Raw genomic sequence first — 12,031 nt, forward strand, 5'->3', positions numbered from 1 at the left:
GCGGAACTAAGTGTGGCGGACGGGTCGCGGGACGATTGCGGTCGCGTTCGGGCTACGTTTCCGTGACTGATCGAGCCGCGCTTCCGCGACCGACAGTACTCACTCGTAACACGCCCGCTCGACGCGCTCGTCGTACAGCCGCGAGAGCCGTTCCGTAATCGGGCCGCCACCGATCGCTCGTCCGTCGAGCGTCGCGATCGGCCGCAGTTCCCAGGTGCGGTTCGTCAGAAACGCCTCGTCAGCGGCGCGAACATCCTCGAGTTCGTACCGACCGTCTCGAACCGGAACGTCGGCCTCAGCGGCCAGTTCGAGCACGATCGCCCGCGTAATCCCGGGCAACACGTCGCCGTCGGTCGTCGGCGTCTGCAGGACGCCGTCCCGGACGAAAAACAGGTTACTCGTCGCGCCTTCGGCGACGCAGCCCTCGAGATCGCACACGAGCGCTTCGTCCGCCTCACTGGCTTCGTCCTCGGTCGCGGCTCGCAGTTCCGCCCGCGCCAGAATCCCGTTGAGGTAGTTGTGCGTCTTCGCGGCGGCTGGAATCGACTCATCGGGGATTCGGCGGGTTTCGACCGTCCGGACGGTCGCCACGTCGTCCCAGACGGACTCGCCGTCGACTCCCCCGCGCGGAAGCGGTTTTGCGTAGATGACGACCGTCGGGTCGACCTCCGGCTGGGGCGTCAGTTTGCCCGGCTGGACGCCCCGCGTGATCGAGAGTCGGACGTAGGCGTCCTCGAGGTCGTTCGCCGCGAGCGTCTCGTCGATACGGCCCCGGAGGTCGTCGCCGGAGAGACCGTGTGCGAGCGAGAGCGCGTCGCAGGTGGCCTCGAGTCGCTCGAGGTGAGCCCCCCACTCGAAGATCGTCCCGCCGTAGGCGCGCAGGGTCTCGAAGGCGGCGTCTCCGTACCGAAAACCGCGGTCGTCGACGCTGACGGTCGCCTCGCTCGCGGGGACGAGGTCGCCGTCGACGTGGTAGATCGGGTCGCGCTCGTCAGCCATGCCGTTCCTCCGCGGCGAACCGACAGAAGTTCGCGATCATTCGCTTGCCGACCTCGAGCGAGATGCCGTCCCCGTCCGCAGCCCCGCCGTGACTGCGCGTGAGTATGCTCTCGGGGTGGAACTGGACGCCGATATGGGGCTTCTCGCGGTGGCGAACCGCCATCAACACGCCGCGCTCGTCGGTCGTCCGGGCCGTCTCGAGGAGTTCGTCGGGGAGATCCTGCCGCTCGACCGCCAGCGAGTGATAGCGCCCGACCTGGAAGGTCTCGGGAAGTCCGTCGAAGAGTCCGTCGCCCTCGTGATCCACCGTCGAGGGCTTGCCGTGGACGACGTGGGGTGCGTGGACGACTGGCGCCCCGTTGGCCGCACACAGGGCCTGATGTCCGAGACAGACGCCGAGAATCGGATACTCGGTCTCGGCGAACAGCGGGATCGAGATTCCGGCCTCCTCCGGCGTTCCCGGTCCCGGCGAGACGACGATGCCCGTGGGATCGATCGCCTCGACGTCCGAGAGGTCGATCTCGTCGTTTCGCCGGACCACGACCCGGTCTGCGACCTCGCCGGCGTCCTGCGACGGCGTCGCAGGGCCCGCAGAAATGATCGCTTCGGCGACGTACTGGACGAGGTTGTACGCGAAAGAGTCGTAGTTGTCGATAACGAGGATTCGGTTCGCAGCGCCCGTCGTGTCACTCATCTGTGTCACCTCCATCGGTCTCGAGCGCCATCCCGGCCCGCTCGCCGAGCGCCTCGTCGACGGCGGTGAGCAGCGCGCGAGCCTTGTCCAGCGTTTCGTCGTACTCGAGGTCGGGCTCCGAGTCGTGGACGATGCCCGCGCCGACGCGAAGGTGGTACTCCTCGCCGTGGCGGACCAGCGTCCGAATGACGATGTTGAGCGTCGCCCGCCCGTCGAAGCCGAAGATTCCCATACTCCCTGTGTAGGGTCCGCGTCGGGTCGCCTCGAGTTCGTCGATGATCTCCATCGTTCGGGGTTTCGGCGCGCCCGTGATCGTCCCGCCGGGGAACACCGCGGCGACCGCGTCGGCCAGCGTTTCGTTGGGCCGGAGACGCCCCGTCACGTTCGAGACGAGGTGCATCACCTCGGAGTAGCGGTCGATCCGTCGGTACTCCTCGACCTCGACGGAGCCGTACTCGCTGACCTTGCCGAGGTCGTTTCGCTCGAGATCGACCAGCATCGCGTGCTCGGCGCGTTCCTTCTCGTCGGTGCGCAGATCCTCCTCGAGCGCCGCGTCCTCCGCGGCCGTCTCGCCGCGCGGTCGCGTGCCCGCGATCGGTTCCGTGCGGAGGAACTCGCCGCCGCGCGCTCGCGGATCCTGAGCGGAATCCGGGGCGCGCGGTTCCCCCAGCTCGAGCAGCAGTTCGGGACTGGCACTCACCAGATCGGCCGCGCGCAACTCGAGCAGTCCGGAGTAGGGCGCCGGGTTGACCCGCCGGAGCGCGTCGTAGGCCGCGACGGGGTGGACGGCGGCCGGGGCGACCAGCCGCTGAGAGATGTTCGCCTGGAAGGTGTCACCGTCACGAATGTATGCTTTCACCTGGCGGACGCGGTCCGCGAACGCCTCGCGACCGCAGTCGCTCTCGAAGGTCGCCGCCGGTGTCTCGACCGCCGGCTCGCCGACGGTCGGATCGCCCTCGAGTGCGGCCCGCGCGAGTTCGAGCGCGCGCTCGCAGCCGCGGTCGTAGGCCGCTTCGACGGTGTCGTCGTCTGGAGCAGCCGCGTCACCATCGGCATCGAGAGCGAGTCGCGGACAGGCGGTCACTCGCAGCGTCACCCCTTCGGCGGAGTCGTCGACGGGTTCCTCCCAGGTGGCCAGCCGGTCGTAGACGCCGACCTCGAGTCGCGGCAGGTCGCGGTCGTCGTCGGCCGATTCGGGGAGTGCTTCGAGCTCCCGGACGACGTCGTAGGAGAGCCAGCCGACCGCGCCGCAGGGGTAGGGGACGTCGCAGTCGCCGCGAGCCAGTTCGTCCCGCTCGAGGAGTCCCTCGAGCGCCTTGAGCGTTGGCGAGCCGTCGTCGGTTCGCGGGTGCGTCACCGCGTCGGGACCGACCGTCAGCCGATCGACGGGGTCGACGCCGAAGTAGCCCCAGCCGGGTTGGCCGCCGGTCGTCTCGAGGAAGGCGCCGCCCGTTCCCTGTGGCGCACGGGCTCGACGGTAGGCGAGAAACGGATCGTCGACCGTGACTCGGAGTTCGACGGGAACGCGAATTCCACTGCTGTGCGTCGTCGAGTCAGGGGTCCCTCGAGCACCGGTCTCGAGCCGGTCGGTGAGGGCGGCTCGAAACGACTCGAGCGAGGTGACGACGCGCGGATCGCTCATGTGCCTCGAGAGGGGGTGGGAGCCTAATCTTCTTGCGGTTCGGGCGCGGAATCCGCATCCTCCAGAAACAGAAGTACTCGACCGTCCTCGTGACGGCCGGTAAATCGCTGAAGGGGTGAGAGGAGAGCGGTGGGACGATTCGAGACGCGGAGACGTTATCGGACTTCCGCGCGGTCGATCCAGCCCTGGAGGCGTTTTTCGGAGATATCGGTCTGTCCGGACAGTTCGGCAGCGTCCGCGCTGGCGAGGTCGGCGACGGTCTCGACGCCGGCACTCGCGAGGCGGTCGGCGTAGGCGGGTCCGATGCCCTTAATCGAGTCGACCGGCTCCTGAGTACCGGCGTCGTCCGCCGGCTCGTCCGCTTCGGCGTCGGATTCCGTCTCCGTTTCTTGCACCGAGTCCACGTCCGCGTCGTCGATGTCGGTCTCCGGTTCGGTCTCGTCGACGTCGGACTCGGATTCGGCTTCGTCTTCGGACTCGGTCTCGAGGTCGTCTTCCTCGACCGATTCCGGGTCGGAGTCGTCCGCCTCGATCTCCTCGGCCAGTTCTTCGGGCTCGGCCTCCTCGACCGGCACCTCCTCCTCGGAGATGTCGGGCGTCTTCTCGTCCGTCGGCGTCGCGTCTGCCGAGGACGGCCCCGTCGCTTCGGCGGGCTCGGCCGCCTCCTCGGGCCCGTCCGACGGCTCCGTCATCGAGTCCGTCGACGCCGCAGCGGTCGTCTCGGCGGCTGCCGATTCGTCGGCGTCAGCCGCTGCGTCGTCATCGTCGTCGGATTCGGTCTCCGAAGCGTCAGCGGGACTCGACGGCGCCGCCGGCTCCGACTCCGGTTCGGTCTCGGTCGTCGTCGATTCGGGTCCGTCCTCCTGTGCCCCTTCCCGCTCGACTGTTACCCCGACCTCTCGACTGCGCCCTCGCTCCGGATCCGAGTCACCGAACCCCAGCAGCGATTTTATCTTCTGGAGGATTGCCATTGTGCCGATATAGTTGGTTCCATCACTTAAATTCGCCTGATACGATCCTCTACCGGGTCGATACCGGGCCGATCCGTCGGCTCAGAGGTGTGCGCGGAGGGTCTCGTTCATCGCGTCGACCGGCGCGTCCCGCCCCGTCCACAGTTCGAGGGCCTCGACGCCCTGGTAGAGCAGCATCCACGCGCCGTCGACGGTCGTCGCGCCCGCGTCGGCCGCGTCCCGGAGGAGTCGCGTCTCGAGCGGCCGGTAAACCGCGTCCAGAACCGCCAACTCCCCGTGGAGGGCCTCGGCGGGCACCGGCGTCGCGTGCTCCTCCATCCCGACGCTGGTGGCGTTGACCAGCACGTCGGCGTCCGCGAGCAGGTCTGCGAGTTCGTCCGTCTCGAGTCCGTGTCCCGTCGCGTTCGGGACGTCCGCGGCGAGGTCGTGGGCCGTCGACTCGGTTCGGTTGGCGATTGCGACCGTCGCGCCCGCGTCGGCGAGGCCGAATGCGATCGCTCGGCCGGCGCCACCCGCGCCGACGACGACCGCGCGCGCATCCTCGACCGTCACGTCGTGGTCCCGCAGCGCGCGGAGCGCGCCGACCGCGTCGGTGTTGTGACCCGTCGGCGTCTCTCCGGTGAAGTCGATCGTGTTGACCGCGCCGATTCGGGTCGCGAGTTCGTCCGCCTCGACGGATTCGAGGACGTCCCGTTTGAAGGGGATCGTCACGTTCAGCCCCGTGATTCCGAGCGCTTCGGCCCCGTCGATCGCGGCCGCGATATCCGCGGGCTCGGGTTCGAAGGTAACGTATCGGGCCTCGAGACCGAGTTCGTCGTAGGCCGCTTCGTGCATCGGCGGCGACAGCGAGTGACCGACCGGATTGCCGAGCAACCCGAAGACGTCCATAGCCATACGGGACAGTCGATCCGGCGGGGATATAACGAGTGTGACTTCCAAGACGGAACCCCCAGAGTGTGGGAGTGAGTCCCGTCACTTATGGGGACATGCGCCGAACTGCCAGTATGAATCTCCTCGTGCCTATCGACGACTCGGAGCCGGCCCGCGCGGCGCTCGAACACGCGGTCCGCGAGTACCCGGACGCGACGATCACGGTGTTGCACGTCGTCGACGCGAACATGTCGCGGTACGGAGAAGGCGGAGTCTACGCCTACGAGTCGCTGATCGAATCGGGCCAAGAAGCCGCCGAGGACCTGTTCGAGGACGCCGCCGAGGTCGCAGCGGCCCACGACGCGTCGATCACGACCGAGACCGTCGTCGGCCAGCCCGCTCGAGAGATCGTCGACTACGCCGACGAGCACGAGATCGATCACATCGTCATCGGGAGCCAGGGTCGAGACGGTGCGAGTCGCGTCCTGCTCGGCAGCGTCGCCGAGCGCGTCGTCCGTCGGGCGGCCGTTCCGGTGACGATCGTCCGGTAAGGGTGGGAATCGCCGTCCGATCGTCGGGGACCACACTCAGTTCCGGGCCGCTTTTACGCTGTTCGCGTGTAGCCGCGGCCATGCTCTCCGGTATTCCGCTCTATCTGGTGCTCCTCGCCGCCGGCGTCGTCGCGCTGTACGCCGGCGCCGAGTTGCTCGTCGCCGGAGCCGGACGACTCGCACTCGGAATCGGCCTTCGAGCGGCGACCGTCGGCGTGACCGTGATCGCGTTCGCGACGACCGCGCCCGAACTGTTCGTCGCGACCATCGGCGCGCTGGACGTCTCGACCGACATCGGTCTCGGCGCGGTGATCGGCTCGAACATCGCCAACATCGGGCTGGTGTTGGGGCTGGCCGCACTGATCAAACCGCTGCAGATCAGCTCGATCGTCATGCGTCGGCACGTCCCGTTTATGCTGTTTTCGGCCCTCTTGCTCGTCGTTCTCGGTGCCAACGGAACGATCGGACGGCTCGAGGGCGCGATACTCCTCCTCGTTCTCGCCGGTTTCACGGGCTATCTGGTCTACTACGTCAGCGCGGATCCGGCACCGATGGTCGACGACCCGGAGGCCGGAGACGGGGTCGAGCTCCGAGACGTCGCGCTCGTCCTCGGCGGCCTCGTCGCGCTCCTGATCGGTTCGCGCTGGCTGGTCTCGGGCGGTACCAGCCTGCTCTCGGCGTTCGGCTTCTCGGATCTCTTCATCGGGCTCACCGTGCTCGCACTCGGCACCTCGTTGCCGGAGCTGGCGGCCTCGGTCGTCGGCGCCCTCCGCGGCGAGACCGGGTTCGCCATCGGCAACGTCGTCGGCTCGAACATCTACAACATCCTCGCCGTCCTCGGCATCGTCGCGCTGATCACGCCGATCGAGATCGCGCCGAGTACGCTCAGACTCGAGCTCCCGGTGTTGGTCGTCTTTACGCTCGTCCTGGTCGGAATGATGGGCTACGGTCGCCGGCTCACGCGCCTCGACGGGGCGGGGCTCGTCCTCGGCTACGCTATCTTTCTCTACCTCCTGTATCCGTGACAATCCTATATCGGTGACAACGGAACGCAAAACTGATCCGAACCGTCAGTCGTCGAGGTGCTGTGACGCCTGCGACGGCGGTGCGCCGTGGGGTTCTGCGGCGGGTTGGTCGGTCTGTTCCGGCGTGTCGCTCTCGACGACCGGCCGCGCGTCCTCGTTTTCGACGGTCTCGTCGTCGGCCGACGGCGTCGCTGATCTACTCGCTCGCCACGCCTGCACGAGGTTCAGTCCGTCCTGGAAGAACGGCGCCGGATCGTCGGCGACCGCGTAGTCGAATCGCGGCTCGCGAACGAGAGACGTTGCGACGTCACGCAGCGCGCCGACGAACGACGGCCGTTCGACCATCGGATACTCCTCCGTCGCGACGCTGTGGAGGTAGCTCAGCTCTCCCCGAAGCAGGTGGCCGCCCGTCCCGGGCTCGTACGTCGCATCTGACTCGACTCGCTGGCCGATCGCCTGCTGCCAGTAGTAGTACGGAAAGTCCGCGCCCGCAGTGACGGAAAACGGGAGCGACGACCAGAAGCGAGGGTTGATCTCCATGAGCTTGTACTCCTCTTCCTCGGTGTCGCGCAGGAACTCGACCATCGCGAGCCCGTGCCACTCGAGTTCGTCGAGCAGGTCCCGGCCGGCGGTCTCGAGGTCGGGATCGTAGACGGCTTCCCGGTAGGCGCTCGGGCCGCCGCAGTACTTCCAGCCGCGGCGCTGGCAGTGTTGGAAGGTAGCGACCGCCTCACCCTCGTCGTAGAGGGCGAAGAAGGCGAACTCCCGCGAGTCGGGGATCCGCTCCTGGACGAGCGGCACGTGGCCGCGTCGTTCGACGGCGGCCTGCAAATCCGGCGGCGAGCCCGGCCGCTGGTACTCCGTCGAGCCGATCTCTACGCGCCCGGTGTCGGTGCCGAGATAGCCGGGTGCGGCGACCGTATATCGTGGCTTCACGATCGTCTCGCTGTCCCAGTCGTCCCACTGGTCGAGCAGCGCCGTTTCGGGAACCGCCACGTCGGCCGCGTCGGCCGCGGCGAAGAGTTCGACGCGGTCCTGGACCTGTCGAAGCGTCTCGAAGTCGGGCCAGTTCGTGTCGACGACCTCGGCGAACGCATCTTTCCGGTCGGCGAGTACGTACACGTCCTCCTCGCGAACCGGGATAACCGTTCGAACGTCCGGCCGTTCGGCGAGTTCGAGCAACGCGTCACCGTATGCGGTGATATCGTCTGCCGGGTCCGGCACGCGGACGAACTCGTCACAGTACTTCGAGGCGGCTGCGGGCGTCGCCGGCGAGTCCGAGGCGACGACGGTGTGGACGCCGCGCGGCCGGAGCGACCGCAGGCAGGCGACGGTGCTCGGCGCGTCGATACCGGGGACGAGGACACCTGCGTCAGTTTTCTCTCGTTGCATGCGTGAAGAATGCTGATCGACTGTCATCGGTATGAGGTGGATACTTCGGATCGGTGGTCGGAATTCGAGTGCTGTTTCACGGACACGGTGTTAGTGGGCGAACCGCTGTTGCTCGAGTGCGGTGTCGGTGTACGCCCGACAGCTCCGGATCGTTTCGTCGTCGAGTTCGTAGACGTGGACGAACGCGATATCGAACGGGGCACCGTCGGCCGTCCCGACGTATGCTCCCTCTACTACGACGGTTTCACCCGCCTCCGTGAACCGCTCCGGAAGGGCTTGCAGGTGATCCGCCCCATCGCGGAGTCCCGCGGCGACGTTTTCGATAACGTCGTCGACACCCGTATAGGTTTGTTCCGTCGCCTCGCCGCTCGTCATCGTCGTCCAGCTGACGTCGTCGGCCAGCGCCGCAACCACGTCCGCTCGCCCACCACGGTTCGTAACGAAGCGGTTAAACCCGGCGTACAACTCGGTGAGCAGTTCCCGGTTCACCGTTCCCTCCGTCGGTCGATTCGTGTTCGCTTCCATTGTCCTGATATATCACGTCGATACCGCGAACGCACAAAATAGCTCACTCCGTTCACACGGCGTGAAAATACACTGCTCAAGGAAAGTAATCGCTGACCAGGTGTCAGTGCCAGCGGCGCGGGACAGCGATGGCTACGACGGGTGTCTCGAGACGCTGTGCGGTCCAAAAACGAGAGAAAACTGCAACTGCGCCGGTAGACGAGATCGACCTAGAGCAGCCCCGTCTTCTGGAGCTTCATCAGGTCCTCGGTGTCGAGGGTTTCGCCTTCCTTGAACTTCTGGTAAATCTCCTCGGCCTCCTCCTTGGCCTCCTCTTTCTTCTTGTCGCGCTCGGACTTGCGCTCTTGCTCTTCTTCCTTGTCCAGTTCGCGCAGACGCTTCTGGACGCGGACGAAGTCCTCGTGGTGCTGGTCGGCGGCCTCCTGGGCCTCGACGAAGGACTCGTGCATGTCGTCGGCGTCGTCGCGGATGTCGTCGGCCTCGCGATAGGCCTCGATCATCTGGTTGTGGTGCTCCTGGGCCTTGTCAGCGAGCTCCGTCACCTTCTGGTGGTGCTGGGAGGCGTCCGATCGCACTTCCTCGGCTTCCTCGACGAGCTCCTCGAGATCCTCGTTCTGATCGAGTTTTCCCTTCCGGTCTTCGTACTCCTCGCGTTTGCCCTCGATCTTCTCGATGAGCTCCTTTTCCTCCTCGCTCGAGAGGACTTCGGTCTGCTGTTTGAACTCGAGTTGCTCGATCTCCTCTTTGAGCTTGTCGAGGTCCTTGCCCTCGTCGAGCTCCATGTCCGATTTGAGCTTCTCGACCTTGTCGAACAGTTCGTTGGCCTCGGCGTTGAGCTCATTGCGCTTGTCCTTGTGCTCCTGAACCTTCTCGTTGAGCTCGTCGCGTTTCTCGCGGTGTTCCTGGGCTTCGTCGACTTTCTCGCGCGTCTTGGCGTTGAGATCGTCGCGTTTGGAAGCCCGGTCGGAGGCCATCTGGTTCAGCTCGTTTCGCCGGTCTCGCAGCTGCCCGGCCATCTTGATGAGCTGTCCTTTCGATTTGTTCTCTAGGTCGTCCTCTGTCAGTTCGATGTTTTTCGATTCGTCTACCATGTGTTAGTCAAACCTCTGTGCCATACCCGCACCGGAGCGCCGGTCACCCGCCTCGAGTACGACCCGTACCCGTCGGTCGGGTGCGTGTCGTAGGTGAGAGACGAGTGGCCGTGTACAGCGTTCGCTCAGGATCTGCGAAACCTCGGTGAATAAGTTTCCTGTCATCGATCGTCGAGCGATACGCGCCCCGGTGGCGTTCTGGTACTCACACCTACTGGCGCCTTCAATTTAAATGTACCGGTACGGTAACCCCTGAAAACAGTTAGCAGGGGCCTCCACGGACTGTGTCGGCCTGTAACATGGTTTTCGAGATGCTTATAAACGATACCGGTTACGGACCTGCCGTTCGCCGACCGTGACGGTCAGTTCGATTCGGGTCGCCGTCCCGGAGATCCTGGCCGTTCCAGCGGCCGTCGTCTCGAGGGGATCGACCGCGACCGTCGTCTCGCCCTCGTCGTCGTCGGCCACCCAGGAGACGGTCGCCTCGAGCGCGTCGTGCGTGTCGTTACAGAGCGTGATCCCGACGGACCCGGGCGTCGGCGGGCCATCGAGGACCGCCTGCACCGGCTCGAGCGACCGAGCGAGTGCGCGATACGCCGGCTTCTCCTCGCCGTCGTGGCTCACGACACCCATCCCGCCGCCGGGAGCCGCGTCACGGAGCGGAGGGCCCGTCAACAGACTCGACTCGTGGCGACGAAGCGTCTCCGCGACCGTCTTCAGCGTCTCCGTCTGATAGCGCTGGGACTCCTCGAGACCCGCGTCGGCCCCGACGCGTCGCTCGAGTACCGCCGCGTCGAACCCAGGAATCTCGGCGGGATCGGCGTCGCCCGAAGCCAGCGATCCCGCATCGAAGCCCGCGACGAGCCGTCCCAGCGTGCGATCGCGCTCGAGTAGCCACTCGAGGTCCGCGGCCGAGAGGTACTCCCAGCCGAGCGAGAGCCGCGTCGCGTCGGCGTCGGTTCCCGGCGGTCCGGTACTCGAGACGACGGCGGGAGAGCCCGGCATCGACTCGTCGGCGGCTTCGGCGGTGGATTCGGCGACCGTCTCCGCGACTCGCTGCGCAACTGCGTCGGCGACCGATTCGGCTGCACCGTGATCGACGTCCGCTCGCCGCGCGCGATAGCGGAACCGAAGTTTCGTCAGGAACCCGCTTCCGTACAGTCCGTCGAAGGGGGCAGACGACTCGTCAGAAACGCCGTAGATCGCGGCGCTCGGACGGTGGGCGTGCCGCTTCGCGAGCGTCGCTGCGAGCACGTCGGCTTCGTCGGTCGACGGCTCGTCGTTCGGTCCGACTTCCGCGACGTCCTGCCAGACGAGGAGTCCGGCCTCGTCGCAGGCTGCGTACAGTGACTCCGGGGGAACGTGCCCGTTCGCGCGCACGAACGTCGCGTTCGCGGCAGCGGCGCGTTCGACGTCCGCGACGGGGTCACCGCCCGGGAGCCGCGCGAACCCGCGGAGCCAAACCGGCCGACCGTTGATCAGGAACTCGTCACCGTCGCGTTCGACGTTGCAGAAGCCGACCGTCTTCGAAATCGCGTCGTCGCCGAGTTTCGCCCGCACCGTGTACCGATGCTGGGGACCGTACCCCTGCGGCCACCACAGCGACGGCTCGCGGATCTCGAGCGTGTCTGACACCGTCACTCGCTCGCCCGCGCCCACCCGAATCGGCACCCGCTGCATCGCCGCGCTCCCGCGAAACCCCTCCGGTCGCAGCGAGAGCGTGATCGCGTCGTCGACCGCCTCGCCCGCGTCGACCTCGCACTCGACGTCGATGACGCCGCCGTCCTCGGTGAATCGGGGACGGGCCTCGAGACGGCGACAGAACGTCTGCGGTCGGGCCTCGACGTCGACCGCCCACGGGACGCCGGACGTCCCGTGTTCGGTCGCATCGGTGGACTCCCCAGTGTCGACCACCGCGCTCGGGCGCTCACAGATGACGATCAACTCGTTCTCCGGTTGCGGGTCGAATACGGTTCGAAACGGACCAACGAACGGTTCGCGGTGACCGACGCAGGTTCCGTTCAGCCATATTTCGGCTCGAGACGCGTTCCCGCGAAGTTTCAGCAGTGCGCGATCGCGCTCGTCCGCGCGCGGATCCGCGACCGTCGTTCGGTAGGCCATCGGCTCCGTCGCGTCCGCGAACGACGCCCGCGTTCCGGGGACGGCGACCGACCGCCACTCCTCGACCGTCGGCGGGCTATCGTCGGTGTGTCCGTCGACGATTCCGCCGGTCCACTCGCCACTCATTGACACACCCACGGAACCCGAACG

The 12,031-nt window shown here is 66.7% G+C and carries 11 protein-coding genes; 2 read left to right on the forward strand and 9 right to left on the reverse strand.

What is annotated here, in order from left to right:
* Positions 1–99 precede the first annotated feature (99 nt).
* From BLT08_RS06600 to BLT08_RS06620, 5 genes are all read right to left on the reverse strand, one after another.
* Positions 100–999, reverse strand: a complete 900-nt coding sequence (locus BLT08_RS06600) for an aminotransferase class IV (RefSeq protein ID WP_090304140.1) — start codon at positions 997–999, stop codon at positions 100–102.
* The gene (locus BLT08_RS06605; RefSeq protein WP_245724169.1) at positions 992–1,693 is read right to left on the reverse strand and encodes an anthranilate synthase component II; all 702 of its coding nucleotides are present in this window, start codon (positions 1,691–1,693) and stop codon (positions 992–994) included. The genes BLT08_RS06600 and BLT08_RS06605 overlap by 8 nt, the downstream gene beginning before the upstream one ends.
* Complete coding sequence (locus tag BLT08_RS06610; protein ID WP_090304145.1) at positions 1,686–3,335, reverse strand: anthranilate synthase component I family protein; 1,650 nt, start codon at positions 3,333–3,335, stop codon at positions 1,686–1,688. The genes BLT08_RS06605 and BLT08_RS06610 overlap by 8 nt, the downstream gene beginning before the upstream one ends.
* Positions 3,336–3,490: 155 nt before the next feature.
* On the reverse strand, positions 3,491–4,306 hold the full coding sequence (locus BLT08_RS06615) for a helix-hairpin-helix domain-containing protein (RefSeq protein ID WP_090304148.1): 816 nt from the start codon (positions 4,304–4,306) through the stop codon (positions 3,491–3,493).
* Positions 4,307–4,387: 81 nt separating this feature from the next.
* Positions 4,388–5,194: a shikimate dehydrogenase gene (locus BLT08_RS06620; protein WP_090304150.1), complete on the reverse strand. Its 807-nt coding sequence runs from the start codon at positions 5,192–5,194 to the stop codon at positions 4,388–4,390.
* A gap of 116 nt (positions 5,195–5,310) precedes the next feature.
* On the opposite strand from BLT08_RS06620, the gene BLT08_RS06625 reads away from it, so the two are divergent.
* Both BLT08_RS06625 and BLT08_RS06630 read left to right on the forward strand, forming a co-directional pair.
* On the forward strand, positions 5,311–5,727 hold the full coding sequence (locus tag BLT08_RS06625) for a universal stress protein (protein ID WP_090304153.1): 417 nt from the start codon (positions 5,311–5,313) through the stop codon (positions 5,725–5,727).
* An 80-nt stretch (positions 5,728–5,807) separates the two neighbouring features.
* On the forward strand, positions 5,808–6,752 hold the full coding sequence (locus BLT08_RS06630; RefSeq protein WP_090304156.1) for a calcium/sodium antiporter: 945 nt from the start codon (positions 5,808–5,810) through the stop codon (positions 6,750–6,752).
* Positions 6,753–6,797: 45 nt separating this feature from the next.
* Here the strand turns inward: BLT08_RS06630 and BLT08_RS06635 are convergent, their stop codons facing one another.
* The 4 genes from BLT08_RS06635 to BLT08_RS06650 all read right to left on the reverse strand — a co-directional run bounded on the left by BLT08_RS06635 (position 6,798) and on the right by BLT08_RS06650 (position 12,007).
* Positions 6,798–8,144: a carboxylate--amine ligase gene (locus BLT08_RS06635; RefSeq protein ID WP_090304159.1), complete on the reverse strand. Its 1,347-nt coding sequence runs from the start codon at positions 8,142–8,144 to the stop codon at positions 6,798–6,800.
* Positions 8,145–8,234: 90 nt separating this feature from the next.
* A complete protein-coding gene (locus BLT08_RS06640) occupies positions 8,235–8,669 on the reverse strand; it encodes a nuclear transport factor 2 family protein (protein WP_090304162.1) in 435 nt (144 codons plus the stop codon).
* A 209-nt stretch (positions 8,670–8,878) separates the two neighbouring features.
* Entirely contained in the window at positions 8,879–9,760 is an 882-nt protein-coding gene (locus BLT08_RS06645; protein ID WP_090304165.1) for a coiled-coil protein, read from the reverse strand.
* 315 nt (positions 9,761–10,075) lie between these two features.
* On the reverse strand, positions 10,076–12,007 hold the full coding sequence (locus BLT08_RS06650; protein WP_090304167.1) for a glycoside hydrolase family 2 protein: 1,932 nt from the start codon (positions 12,005–12,007) through the stop codon (positions 10,076–10,078).
* Positions 12,008–12,031: the final 24 nt, after the last annotated feature.

It is taken from the genome of Natronorubrum texcoconense (genome assembly GCF_900100335.1).
Lineage (GTDB): Archaea > Halobacteriota > Halobacteria > Halobacteriales > Natrialbaceae > Natronorubrum > Natronorubrum texcoconense.